Here is an 18,756-nt window from a genome sequence, read left to right on the forward strand (position 1 = left end):
AAAAACGAAGAGGCGATTATATGGATTTAGCTGGAATTGCTCAGCAGCATCAAAGAGAATTAGGCGAATTAGACAAAGAAATTATTGGATTTATTCTAGACAATCAGACAGCTACTGAACAAATGAATATTATCGAGCTGGCGGATGCTGTACATACCTCAAAGTCAACAATTCTGCGGTTAACTAAAAAACTGGGTTTTACTGGTTTTTCAGAATTTAAGTACTTTTTGAAGCAGAATCGAGTCTCTGACTCTTATAAGGGACCAAACGTTGACAGCGTGGCGACACAAATCAGTGATATCACTCGAACCCTCGACTACTTAAAAAGTCAGGACATGACGAAGCTGCTGCAGAAAATGGATGATTCAGAGACAATTTACTGTTATGGTACGGGCTATTCCCAGCGAAAGGTAATAGAGGAATTTTCTAAATTAATGATTTGTGTCGAGAAGCGGGTCATTATTTTGCCCAATAAAACCGAGTTCGACATCTCAATGCCAATGATCAAAAAGACTGATTTGGTGATCTTTGCTTCTTTGAGCGGAGAAACCGACGATGTCAAAGAAAATTTGGATATTTTGGCAATGCGAGGCATTACAACAACGGCTATTACTTCCTTTGGTGACAATTACTTTAGCCGCAAAGCGGATTATTCTTTGTTTTATTACGCAACACCAATTATTGTTGGTCGAAAATCCTTTATCTCAGAAAGTTTAATCGGTTTAAGCTGTGCCATGGATTATCTATTTAGAAAGTATGGTGAATTTACAAAACATGCTGATCAGAAAAATGAACCAACTAAACAACACGAAATATAAAAGCTTAGTGTTAGGCTACTGGCTATTATTACCTTTTTTATTCTTTATGTATCTATTGACCTTTGCGACTGTCAAAGGCAGCTCGGTGAGTTCATTGCTGACAAGTATCCCCTCATTAACGCTGACATTTTTATTAAGCTGTTTGCTGCTGATTCAGGCATATTTGCTGTATCGTTTAACTACGAAGGAAACGAATGAAAAACTGTTGAACCACTTTCTATTATTTTCCATGCTGCAGCAGGCTATTACTGCTAATTTAATTGGAACCGTTTTACTCTATTTATACCGTAAATCGTTAAAAAATGAGCAGCTAAAGAACACTTGCGAAACAGCTTGGTCTGTTCAGTTTGAAACGTATACCTTGATGGGCTTAGTAGGCCTTTTATCTGTGCTGGTTGTTGCCCTAACATTGATTCAATAACAGGAGGAACCTAATGCTTGGATTTTTGAAAAAGAAGAAAAATGAACTTTATGCACCAGCCGATGGTGAACTACTCAATTTAGAAAAGGTAAACGATCCGGTTTTTTCCACAGGTATGATGGGTCCTGGCTACGCAGTTGAACCAACCGCAGTTGAAATCTACGGACCGGCTGAAGCGAAAGTAACCTCCGTCTTTCCTACTAAGCACGCAATTGGCTTAAAAACACAAGCAGGCGTAGAAATTCTGATCCATCTCGGCATTGATACCGTTGAACTCGAAGGACAGGGCTTTGACATCCTTGTAAAGGAAGGTGATTCCGTTGATGGAACCACTAAGCTGGCCCATATGGACATTGAATTTTTAAAGGAAAAAGGCAAACCAGCGACAATTATGGTCCTTTTACCATCTCAAATAGACCGGCAGCTGTCCGTCGTCGAAAAAACTGTTGAGCATGGTGAAGCTGTAGGTGAAAGTATCTAGTGAACCAAACCAGAGATGCCCGTCATTTCTGGTTTTTTTGAATGCTCATTTACTCTTTTCAGGCAGCAGCAACATTAAGCAATTTCTCACCAAAACAAGATGGAAGAAGTATTTATTCCAACCGGATCAACAACGACTTCAAACAGTGTTCAAGAACCATGATTCTTAAAGCAAAAAAAATAATCAGCTATTTTCGTTTGTTCCGCTTGCGATTCTTTTTCTTGCCGGTTTTCTTTCGTACGGCTTTTTCTAACTCAAGATCCTTCTCTTCTTTCGGTATTTTGCCAACGGCATTTAAGTTTTTCCAGCTGGGCATCCGATCCGTCGGGGGTTTACCAAGCTTTTTCTTCTCTGACAGGATTGAATGCTGGGTCTGCTGCGACTGATTAGCAGACGTGGTTGACTGGGCTGCCTGAGAGTTTTCTTTGGCAACGTCCTTTGGCATAGATGTTTTAATGGATTGCTTTTTAGCCGGAGTTTTTTCCGGTTGTTCTTGCACGGATTCCTTTGCTTGATACATCGGGTCTTCCTCATTGAGGATGTCGAAGTTGCGAGAACGTTCATCGATGGCAAAATCTAGCCAAACTACTTGAGTAAATTGACGCACCCCCTCCTTTTGGAAAATGGTTAACTCTCCTAAGATGTTTAAAAGAGCTAAATGTTCTTGGGGCGAGCGAAGACACACGACATTGCTTAAGCTCCAATTGTGCATTTTACCGGCTTCATCTAAGAAGGCAGCCTTTAATTTTCGTTTTCTGTCGACGGGCTGTTCCCCAGAAATTAATGCGGGACGTAAAGATTCAATATGTAAACGCGTTTCCTGAGTAAGCTGGTTGAATTCTTGCTGGTTTTTATAGAGATGGCTGATGACAGTCTGCCATTCTTTCTCGGTAGTGAAATAATCTTGGAAGTAGAGGCATAAATGACGAACGGAGGCAGGGGCTTCGCCATTTAGGAACAAGTCGCGAACGTGCTCTTTTGCGACAAAGGATAGATCAAGCGGACTAAATGCATTGCGGATCATAATTGCTACACAAAATTGAATAAAACGAGCGGAGTATTTTGTCTCCAGTAAATAAGCTTCTAAGCGTTTAGAAAGCGTATCGCGTTTTTTTAGCGTGAAAATCTGTCTTTTTCCGAAGGGCTGGGTTGATTTGTTCACAGGTGATTGGCTTGTCATTTTTTTATCTCCTTAGGGGAATCTAATTTTTAATTGCATAATCTGCATTAATTATTCTGAAATTTCAGTTAGCAAATAATTGGAAGCGTTCTAATAATTTATTTATAGAATACCGTAAAATTCTGCTACATTCAACAATTAATTTTACCTAATATTCATTTCATATTGGACGAAATATAAAAAAATCGTACGGATCGTTTTATTTTATTGCGGTTATAGAAAGGTACAATGAGAAAAATGAGGTTTATAAATCAAGCAAAAAAGTGAAAATAAAAATATAAATACCGTTATTTAATAAAGGTCAATTTTGTGTTGTTTTAGTCGAAATAAAATTTCAAAAGGGCTGTTTTGACCCGTTTTTATAGTTGAGATTAGCCAAATATTTCAATAACTATTAATTTTTCATATTTGGAAGTCACCACTATTAAAAATAGAGCAGCGGTTGTTAATAATGCTCATGAAATGTCGAACAGTATCAAAGGACATGATACTTGTGAAGCAGAAAATTTTTCAATTTGCAGTAGATAAAAATCTAATACGAATCGGATTGGTTGAGAAAGAAGCCTATGAGAAGTTGCGGATGACCAGTAGGGTTGTCCGCAGTTTTTTTGCGAGGATCATTTAGGATATAATGGAGGAAATACTTGCAAGGGAGGGTACCAAGTTGTGGCTATCGGATGAAAAGATTCAATGGCGCAGTTATCAGAAGCATTTATTGGCTAATTTTTCCACGTATTTAACCAACGATTCCGTTCATCTTGTGGCTCCACCAGGGGCAGGGAAAACCTTTTTAGGCATCGAAATGGTTCGCCGATTGGACTGCAAGACATTGATTTTGGTTCCTTCACTGCTTTTAAAAAAGCAATGGCTGACTACAATTGAAGCGTTTTTCTTAGTTGATTCGGCGGACAGTTGCTATCTTTCAGGAACAATTGAAGAGCCAGCTCGAATCACTGTTGAGACGTATCAAACCATCTATAACCGTTTGAAGGAAGAGCCAACCTACTTTGATCAGCTTCAGCTAGAGCTTCTAGTTTTTGACGAGGCGCATCATTTGAAGAAAAGCTGGGGTGAACTTCTGGTTGAGTTGAAGAAAAAGCATCCCAAGCTGTTAACGATTTCCTTGACTGCGACACCGCCGATTGACAGCTCGCAGGCGGAATGGAAGCAGTATCTGGATCTGAATGGCATGATTGATGAGGAAATCAGCATCCCAGAGCTGGTGAAGGAAGGGGTTCTGTGCCCGCATCAGGATTTCCTCTATTTGATCCCGGCTAATCAGGAGATTACGCAGCATTATTTCGCATTTTTAGCGAAACAAAATGAACTGGTAACCGCGTTGATGGAGAACAAGGAAACAGTAGACTATTTGCTTTCCTTGGACTTTATTAAGCTACCTTTGGAGCATTCAGCTGAGATATATGAAAATTTTGAGCTCTTTACTAGTGCCTTGATTTTTTTGAATCACCACGGCTATGAATTGACGCCAGAGCATTGGCAGCTCTTAGGTATTTCCAAGAAACAGGGCAAGAAGTCGGCGGTTCCTCCTTTAGGCAAGAAACAGCTAAACACGATTTATCAGCGGCTTTTCGCCCAGCAGCCAGATCTGTCTATTTTCTATCAGCTAAAAAAGGCTGGCTGGTTGTATGACGAGGGATTGCATATGTTTCCAGAGTATCCAGATACGGTCGCAAATCATGCTGTTCCAGAGAAAAAAAAGGCGGTTTGTCAAATCCTGATAAAGGAAGAAGTTCAACTGAAGCAGGATATGACGGCCGTTGTTCTGACGGATCGCATTTGTAAAGAGGTGTTGGCTGGTGGAGACGGTACCTTAGCATATGGAGTGGTTCCATTGTTTGATGAAATTGTTTCTTTGCTGGGCACCACGCAACAAATCGGTGCGATCTGCGGAGAATTTTTACTACTGCCGCAACAACTAGTGACGGTTGAGCTGGCAGAGTTAGCAATAGGCATGAAGGAACATCCTTATATTTCGGGCTACTTCTGTCTAACGATGGATGACAAAAATCGCCAAGCTTTGATGCAGGCGGCTACGCGATTATTAACAGAGAAGAAGCTGAATATTTTGGTAGGAACGGTCAGCTTGCTAGGAGAAGGCTGGGATTGTCCAGCGATTAATTTATTGATTTTAGCTAATCAAGCATCTTCGTTTGTCCAAACTCAGCAGCTGCGAGGGCGTGGATTGCGGTTAGGTGCGCAAGATAAAGTGACGAATATTTGGCATTTAGGGGTTGGTCTGCCGGGGGTATCGTTGACTGAACAGCCGGATTTGACAAGAATATTCCGGCGTTTGGGCTATATTTCAGGACTAACCTTTGAGGAGCCATCAAAAATCGAAAGCGGGGGAGATCGTTTTACTTTGCCCCTGAAGTACACCACCACTACGATGGAAACCTACACTCAGTCGATGTTCTATTTTTCCAGTGAACGCACTAAGCTAAAGGAACGATGGACCGCTGCTTTAGCAAGTGGGTGGCACCTGTCCATGCCGGTCATTATCAGGAAAGTGGATCAGGAAAGTCAAGGACCAGAAGAATTGTTGCCAGTGGTGGTTAAAAATACGAAAAAGCCAACCTTCTGGCGATCATTGCTTAACGGCAGTTTGTCGGAATATTTGCAGCTTCGAGGACAGCAGAAACAATGGCAAAAGGAATGTGAGCAAAAAGAAATCTTAGCAAACTGTGTTCAGAAGACCTTGCAGCAGCTAGGTGAAATTGCTGAACGTAAGGCAGTGGTAGAGGCTGATCAGCAGGAATTCAGTTGTTACCTTGAAAACGCCGGCTATCGCGAGGGACAGCTTTTTGCAGCGGTTATTTTAGAGCTTTTCGCACCGATTGAGAATCCGAGGTATTTAGCTGAAGGGAAAAAGCTTGTATTTCCGGTGCCGGAACGCTTTGCTCGTAACAAGCAGACAGCTAGCCTTTTTCTCAAAGAGTTAAACCAGCAATCGTTGCCCAAATGTCAGCTGGTATATACACGAAATCCTGTTGGACGTCAAAAATTGGTGGCTTACCGGATGGCTCAGTCCTTCCAGGTGCGCAACAATACAATGACTCAGAAAAATATTTGGACGTAAGAGAAGGGGGCGGAATAATGAGATTGACGAGGAAAGAGCAAGTGCAAAAATTGGCACAATACTTAACAGCTGGTGAGTACTTCAGTGCCGAAGAGGATCGGATTTTTTTCTTGGAAAATCAAATGAATCATCCGATGATTGCTGGTAAATATAAGCCGGAAAATAGTCAGAGAGTACTTATCTCTGAGCAGAAGGTCAAACAGTTTTCCGGCACGATTCTCTGGTTCACCAGCAGTGGTGAAATAAAAATCTTTTCTGAGGATACTGTACTTATTCTGTGCAGCAGTAAAGCCAGTTATCAGAAAAAAATTCAGCATTATAACTATTTCTCACCGTTCTTTTCCGTGCCATCGCTGCAGCAGCGGAATGCCGAAAAGCTGCAATTGATAGAGGAGCGGATCGATTTTAGGAGGATAGCCACCCAGGATGATCCGCTGATTTTAAAGACAATTTATCAGGACTACACACGCTATTTCTTGCAGCAGCGAACAATGGCTGCCAAACATAGTGTGACAGAATTTCTGGCTCAACCCAATGAAAGGCTTGAAAAGCTGGTCAAGGAGATTCAGCCTGACCTGCTAACAGCTCAATTTCCTTTTCTGATGCTGCATGGTGATTTGTGGACGGAAAATATTTTATTGGAAAAAGAAAATGAACAGCTCTGGTACATTGATTGGGACACGGCCGGAGAGTATCTTTTCTTTCACGATTTTTTCAAATTTATGTGGAATGAAGTGGATGTGCATGCGAACCATCGGTACTATCAGGCGTATCTGGCAGGGGAATATGATGAAGCCTTTGCTCGGATTTTTGGTTTATTTCAACTAGAATTTCAGCCGGAGTACCGAAAGGATTATTTCTATTTGTTTTTCCTAGGTTTTATGCTGGCGGGCGATGATTCGATTGCTGATAGCTGGAAGCAGATAGAACTGGTGGATTTTCTGGAAAAGATTGTTTTAAACTAGCGGAAGTTTCCTATTGCGTTACAAAGTTAACTATGACTCTCTTCATAACTCGTTTTCATCGTGCTACACTTAGACTAATCAAAAATTATAGAACCTATGAGGATAACCATGAAAGCCATTGAAGTAGCACATCTATCGAAACATTTTGCCAATCAACAAATTGCCGTGGACGACCTAAACCTTTCGATCAATCAAGGAGAGGTCTTTGGTTTTCTTGGGCCAAATGGTGCCGGAAAAACTACGACGGTTAAATTGCTGAATGGCATGCTGCAGCCAACTGACGGAGGCATGACTGTATTTGGTCATGATCCCACCAAGGAGTCTTCAACGATTCATCACTTTTCTGGTGTGTTGACCGAAAGAGCGGGCATGTACGATCAAATGACCGGGATTGATAACTTGATGTTTTACGGGGAGGTTTTCGGTTTAAGCAAACAAGAAAGCCGGGAAAGAGGTCTGTCTTTATTGGAGCAATTAGAGCTGACCTACGCAGCTGACCGGAAATTAACTTCTTATTCCACCGGGATGCGGCAGCGGCTGTCGCTGGCTCGCGCACTGATTCATCAACCAAAGATACTCTTCTTGGATGAGCCTACCAGTGGATTGGATCCGGAAAGTGTCTTGAACGTGAATCGACTGATTCAGGACCTCGCCAAAAATCAGGGAATTACGGTTTTCCTATGTACCCATCAATTAAGGTATGCGCAAGAAATTTGTACCAGCTATGGGTTGCTAGATGAGGGTAAGCTGTTGGCTACTGGTACGTTGGAAAGTCTGTGCAAGCAAACCTTCAAGGGGTTAAAGGTACAGATTGCGGCCAATCAGTTAAACTTGGTTGAACCTTATGAGACTTTGAGCAATGGCGAGTTTGAGTTCACCTTGTCCAGTGAAAAAGAAATTCCGGAGCTGGTGAGAAAAATTGTTCAATCAGGCTCGGATGTTTACAGTGTTTCAGCAAAAGAAATGACACTAGAGGAAATTTATTTTGCTTTGCTAGAAGAAGGAGGCTCAGCCCATGATTAATTCCAAGCAGCAAGCTATTATCAAGAAGGATATTCAAGGGATTGTTGCCAATAAGCGCTATTTTTATATGATATTATTGATCCCCTTATTGTTTTCTGTTGTCTTACCTAGCGTTTTTGTATTAATTGCTTTGCTGACACCTGTCAGCTCTAACGATTTTCAACAGCTGCTTAAGACTTTGCCAGAGCAATATCAGCAGGGAGATTTAGGGATTCAGATTGTGCAAACGATTTTTAATTCCGTGCTGCCGATGTTTTTCTTGATGATTCCAATTATGACCGCGACGGTTATGGCAGCCAGCTCCTTCGTCGGGGAGAAGGAGAAGAATACCTTAGAGACGCTTCTGTACTCGCCATTATCAGTAAAACAAATTTTTCAAGCGAAGGTGTATTCTTCCTTTGTGGTCAGCTTTGGGATTACATTGTCTTCATTTGTGATCATGTTGCTGGTTGTTCAGGCAGAAGTATTTTTTCTGCGAAGTACGCTGCTTTCCTTAAGTGTTTCGTGGGCTTATATTTTGCTGCTGCTAGTTCCGGCAATTACCTTGGTATCAATTACAGTGATTGTTAAAGGCTCTGCCAAGTCGCAAACAATGGAAGAAGCGCAGCAGCGTTCCGGTTTTTTGGTTATGCCGCTGGTCCTTTTTATGGTGGGGCAGTTTACAGGGCTCTTCCTGATTAGTCCTTGGGCTATGCTGATCGCTGGCGTGGTATTAATGGGTGTGGCCGTTGTTCTGTTACAGAATTCTATGCAAAGCTTTACTTATGAAATGCTGCTGAAGTAGTAGTGCATAGGGAACAACATTTTTCTTGCAAAAAAAATTCTCAAGGTGTATGCTTACACATGAATAAGGGATGGTGTTCCCTATAACCGCTAAAACTAGCTGATGACACCTGTTTATCTAATGTTTATTTGCACTGCCTAAAAGGGCAGTTTGTGACTGACACTGGATAAGCAGGTGTTTTTTTGCATGATTTTTTAAGGAGGAGAAAGAACATGGAAGTAGTCATTGAAACTGTTAAAGCAAGAGAAATATTTGATTCACGAGGCAATCCTACCGTCGAGGTAGACGTACAATTGACAGATGGAAGCTTGGGTCGAGCAGAAGTTCCTTCAGGTGCGTCAACGGGAGACCGTGAAGCCGTGGAACTTAGAGACGGTGGCGAGCGGTTGCAAGGAAAAGGTGTTTCAAAAGCTGTAAACAATGTGAATACAGAAATTCGCGAAGCTTTAGCTGGAAAAGCACCCTTCAACCAAGCAGAAATTGATCAGCTCATGATTGACTTGGATGGAACAGCCAACAAAGGTCGATTAGGTGCTAATGCAATTTTGGGTGTATCTATGGCCGTTGCTCGAGCAGCAGCAGCAAGTCTGAATATACCTTTGTATCGCTACTTAGGCGGGGTGGATTTAGAATTGCCTCAACCATTTTTCAATGTCATTAATGGTGGTGTTCACGCTGATTCAGGCATTGATGTGCAGGAATTTTTGATCACACCTGTTGAACGGAAAAGCTTCCGCGATGGAGTAGAAAAAGTTGCCAATATTTACCATACCTTAAAATCAGTGTTAGCTAAAGAAGGATATGAAACGGCTGTTGGGGATGAGGGTGGCTTTGCGCCAAAACTTGGCAGTACCGAAGCAGCAGTAGAAATGTTGTATCAAGCAATTCAAACAGCTGGATACACTCCAGGCAGTGAGATTGCGATTGCATTAGATCCAGCTTCAAGTGAATTCTATTCAGACGAAACTAAGACCTATCGTTTTGAAGGTCGTGAATTAACTTCGGAAGAATTACTGAAGTATTACCAAAATCTAGTTGAAAGGTACCCAGCTATTATTTCAATTGAAGATGGGTTTTCTGAACATGATTGGGACGGGTTCAGGGCACAGACCGAGGCAATGGGAGACAAGATTCAATTAGTTGGCGACGATATTTTTGTCACCAATCCTGCCATTTTCAAAGAGGGGATCCAAAAACAGATTGCTAATGCTATTTTGATAAAGTTAAATCAGATCGGAACGGTATCGGAATCAATTGAAACAATCAAATTGGCTCGTAAAAATGGCTACAATACCATGATTTCTCATCGTTCAGGTGAAACGGGCGATACCTTTATTGCCGACTTTGCTGTAGCGATGAACGCTGGTCAGATCAAAACAGGCTCGATGGCCCGCAGTGAACGGGTAGAAAAATACAATCAATTTTTACGGATTGAAGAAGAACTGGGAAATGCAGCCAGCTTAGCAAGATTTCCCAAGGCTTAGCGTTTGAGTGACGAAAAAAAGCTTGATCCTGACATTCTGTCGAAGATCAAGCTTTTTTTGGTTACTCTTGAGGCTGATACCTTATTTCAAGGCTTTTGTGGGAAGCTAATAATTTTGCAGGATGGACTATTTGTTGCGAGTTCGTTTTGCATGTCTTCCACTAGCTCTTCTGGCGTAGTCGACGATTCGTCAGTACGTACTATCGGAGAGAATGCGGCATGACTCATTTCTTTTGGCCAGCTTTCTGGGATAGAAGGATCAAAGCTTTCCACCGACTTTGTCGAGAAAAGGTAGCGGCCTTTAGTAACTCCCGCGTTTTTTGCAGGTTTAGGCCTTTCATCTAAGTGATCATTGGATTTCCCAATGGTTGCAGTTAAATCTAGTGTCCAGTGTTGGACCTTTCCTTGGCTGTTTGTATAGTTAGCAACAAGTTTTGACATAGCAGAGGCTCCTCTTTTTAATCTTAGACGTCCATGATCACCAGCAAGAGTGAAAATTGATGCTCAGATTGTTTGATCTCGATTGTTCCTTCATAATTATCCACGATTTCTCGAATATTAGCTAGACCAAAGCCATGATTTTTCTTATCTGTTTTAGTAGTAAGCAGCAGCTCCGTTGAATTACTTGCGGCAGCTGAGATAGTGTTAGTAATCTCGTAGCTGAAGCAGCCCCGATGATAGCGAGCTTTGACAGTCAGTTTTCTCTGGCTGGGTTCTTCAATTTTTAGGCAGGCTTCAATGGCATTGTCCAGAGTATTGGCTAAAACAGTACATAGGCTGACATCGTCAATGCCAATGACATTACTAATATCAATATTGATAAAGCAGTCGATCCCATACTCTTGTGCTAACTGGTATTTTACGTTTAAGACATTATTGACTAAGGGATTTTTACAGAATTCACGCCGTTGGTTGGCATAGACAGTCGAAAGCTCAGTAAAATAGGCCTTCGCTTCCTCCACCTGGTTATCCTCTAAATAAGTACCCACCACACTCAAATGGTTATTTAAGTCATGCTTAAGCTTACGTATTTCCTGCTGATTTTTCTCCACCTCTAGATAATAAGCTTCCTGCATTTTTAAATTTTTATTTTCCATTTCCTTTTTAAATGCATCTGAAAGATAGCCAGTCAAATACTGAATACTAAAGCTGGTTAGGGCAGTAGCGCCCATTACCGGAAAGGTCAGCCAAATAGTATCAGGTGAAAAGATAACAATAAAAATGATTCCCACCAGCGGCCCTAAGCAGATTAAACTGATCATGCCCCAGGCAGAGGAATTCAACATTTTTTTTGCGTTAGTAATTTTTTGCTTAAAGCCTCGGTAGACCCCGTACCATATCACACTTTTTATACCGGCGAAAATTAGATGCAGTAGCGCGTCTAGTATTTCTCCTTGTCGGGTCATGAAAAAGATATAAACCCCGATTTCCTCCAGTAAAAAATTAGATGTAATCACTAAAGGCAGTAAAATTGCGATCGTACTAATCTTTCTGATGATTGTGCCATTGAAGCCAATAAAAAGCGTCAGAATAAACAAAAGGGATACGCCAAGGACATTTGCAACATCCTGCGGTTGGATAACGATCAGTACAATGATAAACATCGTGCAGCCAACTAGTGCCTTCAAAATTCGATTGTTTTTGACGGGAACAAAGCAACCCACTGTTTGATAAAAGTAGTAGGTTGCAATAATCTGAAACAGATAATTCAGTAGTATTAATAGAGGGACAATTAGCTTCATCATGTTTCTACTCCAATAAAGTTCTAGCAAAGGCAAGCTGCAATCCTTGCTTATTTGCACGACTAAGCGGCAAATGCTGACCAGCACAGCAGACGATCGTACTGCTGATTTCTTCAACAAAATATAGGTTTACAAGATAACGATTGTGGATCCGAATGAAATAATCCGGCAGCTCTAGTTCAAGCTCGTTGAGTTTTCCGTAGAAGGTTAAGGCTTCATCTTTTGTTTGAACATGGACCTTTCTTCCTTCGCTCCAAAAGTAGGAAATTTCCTGCAGCGGTAGCTTTCGTTGGCTGCCCTTATGGCTGAATAGAAAGGTTTGCTTGTTTTTTATGCCAAGCTCAGAAAGTGCGTAATCCAGCACCTCGAGAATTTTTTGTTCCTTATAGGGCTTCAAGATGTAATGCAAAGCTTGCACCTCATACCCTTGAAATACATAGTCTGGATGTGAAGTAACAAAAATGAGAAGGGGCTCTGCAGCCTGCTTGCGCAAGAGACGTGCGGTCTCCATCCCGTTCAGCTGTCCCATTTCAATATCAAGAAATAAAATGTCGGGAGTCACAGCAGCTAATTGAGCCAGTAATGCCTCACCATTTTCAAATTCATCGATTTGATAGGCCAACCCTTTTAATTGCAGGGACCGTTCAACGGTGGTTCGCAAAGCATTTCGTTGCTTTTTTTCGTCATCGCAAATGGCGATTCGCATTATTTTCACACCTCCTGTTCATCATTTTATCATAGTTATCCTGCAAAACTTTACAAAAATTAGGACAAAGTTGACATTGGTGCATCTATTTAGCCAGCTTTGTTTTGCTTATTATTAAGGTATGGAAAACGTAATGAAGAAAAAAGGAGGAGTTACAACATGCTGCAGGTGAATCATTTATGGAAAAGCTATCAAAGTGGACAAATTACCTATGACGTCTTAAAGGACGTTTCATTTACAATTGAAAAGGGCGAATTTGTTGGGGTAATGGGGCCTTCTGGAAGTGGAAAGACGACCTTGTTGAACTGTATTTCTTGCTTTATTCCTTATGAAAAAGGAGAAATCTTATTAAACGGGTCCAAGCTGGCGGCCTTAGAAGAAGAACAAATGGCAGAGGTTCGCAATGAAAAGCTGGGGTTTGTCTTTCAGGATTTTATGCTGCTGGATGGCTTAACTATTTTTGAAAATGTCTGCATTCCCAAAATTATAAAAAATGCACCTTACCGCAAAATGGAAGCCAAAGCACAGAAATTACTTCGCATGTTTGATATTGAAGAAATCGGCCAAAAATATCCTGTCGAGGTTTCCGGCGGACAAAAACAACGAACAGCAGTGGCCCGGGCTTTAATGAATAATCCTTTGTTGATTTTAGCCGATGAACCCACAGGAAATTTAGATAGTCGTTCAAGTGCTGCGGTGATCGGGGCCTTCGCTGAAGCTCAGCGTGAGCTACATGCCACCATCTGCATGGTTACTCATGACAGTTTTTCAGCTAGCTATTGTGATCGGGTGATTGTTATGAAGGATGGTCACGTATTTACCGAACTGACACGTAGGAGCAGTCCGGCTGTCTTCCATGATGAGCTGCTGCAGGTGCTTAAGGAACTGAGTGGAGGCACTAGTCATGAACATGGATAAAGTTTTCAGCAAGCTGCGCCGCTACAATCGCGGCAATTATGTTCAGCTGGTCTTTTGTTTAACTTTTGCAATTCTTTTAATTACCTCCTTTGCGGCGACCATGTATAGTAAAACTGTGCAAACGGTGCTGCCGCTGGGAGGAGATTCTCGCAAGCAGGTTAACCTGATCTTTGCGGTAGCTTTAATCGGCTGTCTAATGTTTGCCGTTTATGCGGCAGGTCTCTTTTTCAAATATAAAAGTAGAGAGACCGGGGTGTTTCTGGCACTCGGTGCTTCTAAAAGAATATTGGCTAAGGCCTTTTATAAGGAATTAGGGAAAATTTTGTTGGCCTGCAGTCTTGTCGGCATCCTTGTAGGGAACCTTACTTCTTTTCTTATTTGGCAATTTTTCCGTTTGCTGGTGATTGATACCAGTCAGATGGCGTACCAATTTTCTCCGATTGGCACTGCGATCGGCGTAGTGTTTAGTTTAGTTGTTGGCTTGTTTGTCCTAGGTTTAGCTTATCTATTTATGAAGCGCAGCAATTTAATGGATATTTTAAACGAACAGCGCAAGAACGAGCCAATTCAGGAAGTGACGAAAACCTATGGATTGGTTGGTCTGGTAATGGTTGTCGCAGGGTTGTTGTTAGGCTATGGCGTACCTATGATCACAGCCACTTTGCTTAAATTTAGCCTGCCAGCGATCTGGAGCGCGACGTATCTCTTGTCTGTTGTAGGGATTTATCGGATACTTACGTATTTGATTTCTCATCATGAACGAGGCAGACGGCCGCAAAGCTATTACAAAAAAATCATTCCCTTCAGCATGATGAAATTCCAGGGAAAGCAAACCGTTCGCAATATGTGCGTGATGGCACTGCTAGTATTAGCGAGTCTATTTGCCTTGTTTTATGTCCCGATGAATTCGGTTTCCTTCTGGTCGATTGACGATAATCCGATTGATTTTTCGCTGCCGTTTCCTGCCTCTATCGAGTTTATGAATCAAGGCGACATTGAAAGCTTGGCTGCTGAGCATGGAGTGGCTGTAACCGATTATCAAGAGGTCTATTTTACAAAATTACTTGGCAGTGGAGTGGAACGGGATTGGACCGATGACGGACAATTTGTTGAAGATTATCAGGAAAAGAGTCGATACAGTGAGTTTATCAGTGCTTCTGCTTATCAACAAGCGACAGGTGAAGAGCTGAAGGTACCGCAAGGAAAGTACTACATTTTAGCAGGTGGGCCTGAAGGGTTCTGGTATAAGTTTGATGATTTGGATAAGGTAACCAATCCAGTGACCAATCAATCCTTCGACTTAACTTTTGCTGGCGATAAACAGGATTCAGCTCTTCATCGGTTTGGGACGGATCGTTATGTATTAAATGATGCCGATTTTGGCCAAATAGTCGGTGAAGGAATGCCGGCAGAACATCAGTTGAAGCAGTTGATGTTTAATGTGGAGGAAACCGAGGCTGCTCAAGCATTCGCCCAGGATGTATTCCAACGGTTCGTTGATCAATCACCGGCGGAAATGGCGCGAATCAATCCCTTTGATGACTATAAGTTTGAACAGGCTAAGTCCGCAAATGAACATTATGGTGATGATATTCCGATTGAGTTGGACGCGGACAATCCTGATTTAAGAGACAATTGGAAATATTACCCCAACATTAAAATTATTATGAAGCAAAACTTCCTGCGGGATATGGCGGTGTATTTCCTGCTCTTTGTTTATGTAGCAATTATCTGTCTAGCCGCTGTTGGGATTATTGGGTATACCCGCAGTATCACAATTGGAATTAACAATAAACAATTGTTCGATGACTTGACGAAGCTGGGAGCAAATAAGCGTTATATTCGCAAGACAATTCATTCACAATTAACCAAGATCTTTGTTTTCCCAATGGTGATTGGCGTCATCGTCGTCCTGCTTTATACACTGCTGATTTTCTGGGGCAATGATCGAGTACTGACCTCTGAAGAGTTGAAATCGTATGTAATAGATATAGGATTAGTGGTTGTTGTGAGTATTTACGTCTATGCCGTCTATCGTGCTTCTTTAAAAAAATTATTGAAGATTGTGTACCAGTAGGAGCGGTTCGAAACAGCTAGTTGTGAGAAAAGAATAGCCAATTAAGCTGGCAGCTGCTAAAGCGTTACTTGTCTTAGCAGCTGCCAGCTTGTATGATTAAAAGAAATATGTGCGATGCAAAGGAGAAGCTATGTTTGTTTACGAGATGCGGTTGCCAAAAGCGAAACTGCCCAAAGGATATCCTTATGACGTTTTTGCGGTTCAAGAAATCCTCAAACAAGGAGGAGCCTTGCCTTTTACCGCACCGGTCACCTTTTTATCTGGTGACAATGGAACAGGCAAATCAACTATTTTAGAAGCTATTGCAGTGGCTTACGGTATTAATCCTGAAGGGGGAAGCCAAAATTTCAACTTTTCCACGGTTGCGAGTCATTCTTCTTTATATGAACAGGTTCTTTTAGTTAAAAAAGGCGATATTCCGCAAACCAAATTCTTTTTACGTTCCGAAACCTATTACAATGTTGCCTCTGAATTAGAAGCACTAGGACAAGATCCAATGGAAGGGGCCTTAGCACATGCTTCTTACGGCGGTCAACCGTTGCATACTCGTTCGCATGGGGAAGGACTATTATCTATTATCGAAAATCGTTTTGGCAATAAGGGCTTTTATTTACTGGATGAGCCGGAAGCCGGATTGGCAACCAGTCGCCAGTATGCGTTGCTGCAGGAAATCCATCGCTTAGTAAAAGGCGGCTCGCAATTAATTATTGCCACGCATTCACCGATTATTATGTCTTATCCCGATGCTGCCATTTATCAGTTCTCACGTGAAGGGATTGAAGAGCTTTCGTTAGAAGAGACCATCGCTTTTAAAGAAACGAAGCTGTTTTATGAGGATCCTAAACGAATGCTGCATTACCTGTTGAGGGAATAAGTGTCCATTCAGGGCAATCTGAGTAAGTGTTTTTTGTTCTAGGCTATCAGTTGACACTCTGCTAAAAGGGACGTATAATTCAGTTATATAAAATTGTGAAAATATTCACTAATGAATTTCTGAACCTTTTGTAGAAGCTTTGGCTTAATGAGTGAGACACTCACTTTTTAAAATAGAGAAACTTAGGAGTGGAAGATATGGAGAAATTGATGCTGGCAACAGAAGACATTTTTTTGGACACTACCGATACGGAACAATGTATGGCTTTTGGCTGTGCAAAGCTGGTAGAATACTTGCGGCGCAGGGATTTTGAAACAGGTCTAGTCTTATTGGATGTGTCGAAGACGATCGACGATTCGGTTCAAGAAGCCCTGAATCTTTACATACCAGTTGAAGAAATCTTCGATAAAAGAACCTTTCCCCACAATCCGAAATATTTTTTAGATAACTCAATGGAGCGCTTGGAAAAGGCTTCAGAGAAGGGATTCATCCCAGTTCTGATTGCAGAAGATTCGGAGGAGGAGTTGTCATTAAATTGTCTGGCTTATCCCACGGTCTCAGATTTTCATCTTTCTTTGATTCAAGCGGCTTTCGAAAAGTAATAGCAACAGCCTGATTGTGGAGAAATCCGACAACCAGGCTTTTTTAATACGTTATAGCTGCTGTGCATCCGCTTCGAGAGAGTGCCAAATAATGGCTACATCGGCGGGTTTAGTTTGCCAGTTACTGAAGGAGGCCCGAATTGCTGGCTTTTTTTTATAAGTAGTAGGAGTTAAAAAGACCTGACCCGCTTGATTGACTTTTTTCAAAAATTCAGTTGTTTTAGTTGGATCCTTCAAGGCAAAGCAGACACCATTCAAGCGGACTGGACTCAACAGCTCAAAGAACGGACTGTCAGTAATTCGCTTTCCTAACTCCAAAGCAAAGGCTGAATTTTGTTCAACCAGCTGTCTGTATCCGGCTTTCCCGTATGCTTTTAAAGTGAACCAAGCAGGCAGCGCTCGGAAACGGCGGGAATTTTCTGGTGTAAGATTAGAAAAGTCCGGCTGCGCTCCGCCAGTATTCAAATAGCTCGCATGATTATTGAAGACCTCTAGCTACAGCTCTTGATGTTGGGTAAACTGCATAGCTGAATCATAAGGAACATTCAGCCATTTATGGGCATCGATGGTAATTGAATCAGCATGATTCAGACCCGTAAGCAGCTGCTCAAATTTCGGTGAGCAAGCCGCAAAACCGCCAAAAGCAGCATCTACATGCAGCCAGAAGGGATAGTTTTTCTTCAATTGACCAATGGCTTCAAGGTCATCAAAATCAACGGTATTGACGGTTCCAGCATTGGCAACCACGATACAGGGCCGGTCCAATTGTTTTAGAAAGGTTTCCAGCGCTGCAAGATCAACAGCTTCACGATCATCCTTAACAGGAATCGGTTGCAGCGCATTTCTGCCAATTCCCAGCATAGCGGCAGCTTTAGAAATACTTGAGTGAGGCGTGCCGCTGGCAATTTTTATTTCTGGGATCGAAAAAAGACCACTTTCTGCAAGGTCCTGACCATATTGTTTGCCTATCTATTGTCTGCCTTGAGCTAGGCCGACAAAGTTTGCCATTGTCGCACCGCTGACGAAGCTGCCTGTATACGCCTGCTTGAGTGAAAAGAGGTCTTTTAGCATCTCAATAGTTAACAGCTCGATTTGACCAGCCAATGAGTAGGAAAAGTTGGCTGCATTTTGATCGTAAAGACTTGTCAGCCAATCTCCTATAATTGCTGCTGGTGTGGCACCTCCAGTTACAAAACCTAAATAACGTGGTCCGTTGCTGCCGCTTAATTCTTCCGCGAAAAACTCAGAAAAGTATTCTAATGCTTCGCTTGCTCCAGTACCAAGTTCAGTTAATCCTTCGTTTGCTGAAAGCTGAGCAGTATTAGCGACTGGTTTTTCATTGATTGTTTCAAAATAATCCTGCTCCAGCCCTATGAACTGCTGCATCAGTGCTGCAAATTGCTGTTTATCTGTGTCCATTGAATGTGCCATGTCTTGTCTCCTTCTCGCCTAGTCTTATTTCCCCTCATTATCCGTGCTGAGGCAGCGAACCGTCAATGGAAATTCTTCAATTGGTAAAATTGATTTCAAATGAAGCATATATTTTTACAGGGTCTTTTCATAGATGGTACCTTGGAGACTAAGA

General features: G+C 41.9%; 17 protein-coding genes, 1 pseudogene and 1 riboswitch. Of the genes and pseudogenes, 12 read left to right on the forward strand and 6 right to left on the reverse strand.

Going from position 1 to position 18,756, the window contains the following annotated elements:
- The first annotated feature begins 20 nt into the window (after positions 1-20).
- Genes IGI49_RS17085 through IGI49_RS17095 form a run of 3 tightly spaced genes read left to right on the forward strand, consistent with a single transcriptional unit; the run spans position 21 to position 1,720 of the window.
- Complete coding sequence (locus tag IGI49_RS17085) at positions 21-818, forward strand: MurR/RpiR family transcriptional regulator (RefSeq protein WP_429962655.1); 798 nt, start codon at positions 21-23, stop codon at positions 816-818.
- Complete coding sequence (locus IGI49_RS17090) at positions 790-1,239, forward strand: hypothetical protein (protein WP_429962656.1); 450 nt, start codon at positions 790-792, stop codon at positions 1,237-1,239. Before IGI49_RS17085 ends, IGI49_RS17090 begins: the two co-directional genes overlap by 29 nt.
- A gap of 13 nt (positions 1,240-1,252) precedes the next feature.
- Positions 1,253-1,720, forward strand: a complete 468-nt coding sequence (locus IGI49_RS17095; protein WP_429962657.1) for a PTS sugar transporter subunit IIA — start codon at positions 1,253-1,255, stop codon at positions 1,718-1,720.
- Between the two features lie 187 nt (positions 1,721-1,907).
- Here IGI49_RS17095 and IGI49_RS17100 read toward each other — a convergent pair whose 3' ends face one another.
- A complete protein-coding gene (locus IGI49_RS17100; protein ID WP_429962658.1) occupies positions 1,908-2,900 on the reverse strand; it encodes a hypothetical protein in 993 nt (330 codons plus the stop codon).
- A gap of 664 nt (positions 2,901-3,564) precedes the next feature.
- Here IGI49_RS17100 and IGI49_RS17105 point away from each other — a divergent pair.
- The 5 genes from IGI49_RS17105 (at position 3,565) to eno (ending at position 10,253) form a co-directional block, all read left to right on the forward strand.
- A complete protein-coding gene (locus IGI49_RS17105) occupies positions 3,565-5,997 on the forward strand; it encodes a DEAD/DEAH box helicase family protein (protein WP_429962659.1) in 2,433 nt (810 codons plus the stop codon).
- A gap of 17 nt (positions 5,998-6,014) precedes the next feature.
- Complete coding sequence (locus IGI49_RS17110; RefSeq protein ID WP_429962660.1) at positions 6,015-6,962, forward strand: aminoglycoside phosphotransferase family protein; 948 nt, start codon at positions 6,015-6,017, stop codon at positions 6,960-6,962.
- A gap of 108 nt (positions 6,963-7,070) precedes the next feature.
- Entirely contained in the window at positions 7,071-7,985 is a 915-nt protein-coding gene (locus tag IGI49_RS17115; RefSeq protein WP_429962661.1) for an ABC transporter ATP-binding protein, read from the forward strand.
- Positions 7,978-8,769, forward strand: coding sequence for an ABC transporter permease (locus IGI49_RS17120; protein WP_429962662.1), 792 nt, complete (start codon positions 7,978-7,980; stop codon positions 8,767-8,769). Before IGI49_RS17115 ends, IGI49_RS17120 begins: the two co-directional genes overlap by 8 nt.
- A 57-nt stretch (positions 8,770-8,826) precedes the next feature.
- Positions 8,827-8,888: riboswitch (Fluoride riboswitch) on the forward strand.
- 93 nt (positions 8,889-8,981) lie between these two features.
- The gene (gene eno, locus IGI49_RS17125) at positions 8,982-10,253 is read left to right on the forward strand and encodes a phosphopyruvate hydratase (RefSeq protein WP_429962663.1); all 1,272 of its coding nucleotides are present in this window, start codon (positions 8,982-8,984) and stop codon (positions 10,251-10,253) included.
- 86 nt (positions 10,254-10,339) lie between these two features.
- Here the strand turns inward: eno and IGI49_RS17130 are convergent, their stop codons facing one another.
- From IGI49_RS17130 to IGI49_RS17140, 3 genes are read right to left on the reverse strand one after another with little or no spacing between them, the layout of a single operon-like run.
- Positions 10,340-10,693 (reverse strand): hypothetical protein, encoded by a 354-nt coding sequence (locus tag IGI49_RS17130; RefSeq protein WP_429962664.1) that lies wholly within the window; start codon positions 10,691-10,693, stop codon positions 10,340-10,342.
- A gap of 23 nt (positions 10,694-10,716) precedes the next feature.
- Positions 10,717-11,997 carry a sensor histidine kinase gene (locus IGI49_RS17135; RefSeq protein ID WP_429962665.1) on the reverse strand — a complete coding sequence of 427 codons (1,281 nt, stop codon included), beginning with the start codon at positions 11,995-11,997 and terminating at the stop codon, positions 10,717-10,719.
- A gap of 4 nt (positions 11,998-12,001) precedes the next feature.
- On the reverse strand, positions 12,002-12,700 hold the full coding sequence (locus IGI49_RS17140) for a LytR/AlgR family response regulator transcription factor (RefSeq protein ID WP_429962666.1): 699 nt from the start codon (positions 12,698-12,700) through the stop codon (positions 12,002-12,004).
- 159 nt (positions 12,701-12,859) lie between these two features.
- On the opposite strand from IGI49_RS17140, the gene IGI49_RS17145 reads away from it, so the two are divergent.
- From IGI49_RS17145 to IGI49_RS17160, 4 genes are all read left to right on the forward strand, one after another.
- Entirely contained in the window at positions 12,860-13,618 is a 759-nt protein-coding gene (locus IGI49_RS17145; RefSeq protein WP_429962667.1) for an ABC transporter ATP-binding protein, read from the forward strand.
- Positions 13,605-15,695 (forward strand): FtsX-like permease family protein, encoded by a 2,091-nt coding sequence (locus IGI49_RS17150; RefSeq protein WP_429962668.1) that lies wholly within the window; start codon positions 13,605-13,607, stop codon positions 15,693-15,695. Before IGI49_RS17145 ends, IGI49_RS17150 begins: the two co-directional genes overlap by 14 nt.
- A gap of 130 nt (positions 15,696-15,825) precedes the next feature.
- The gene (locus tag IGI49_RS17155) at positions 15,826-16,569 is read left to right on the forward strand and encodes an AAA family ATPase (RefSeq protein WP_429962669.1); all 744 of its coding nucleotides are present in this window, start codon (positions 15,826-15,828) and stop codon (positions 16,567-16,569) included.
- A 197-nt stretch (positions 16,570-16,766) separates the two neighbouring features.
- Positions 16,767-17,171, forward strand: coding sequence for a hypothetical protein (locus IGI49_RS17160; RefSeq protein WP_429962670.1), 405 nt, complete (start codon positions 16,767-16,769; stop codon positions 17,169-17,171).
- A 51-nt stretch (positions 17,172-17,222) separates the two neighbouring features.
- Here the strand turns inward: IGI49_RS17160 and IGI49_RS17165 are convergent.
- Positions 17,223-18,140: pseudogene (locus tag IGI49_RS17165) on the reverse strand (pyridoxal phosphate-dependent decarboxylase family protein).
- Positions 18,141-18,602 carry a hypothetical protein gene (locus IGI49_RS17170; protein ID WP_429962671.1) on the reverse strand — a complete coding sequence of 154 codons (462 nt, stop codon included), beginning with the start codon at positions 18,600-18,602 and terminating at the stop codon, positions 18,141-18,143.
- Positions 18,603-18,756 lie beyond the last annotated feature (154 nt).

The organism is Enterococcus sp. AZ071 (assembly GCF_050499065.1).
GTDB classification, from domain to species: Bacteria; Bacillota; Bacilli; order Lactobacillales; family Enterococcaceae; genus Enterococcus_A; species Enterococcus_A ferrettii.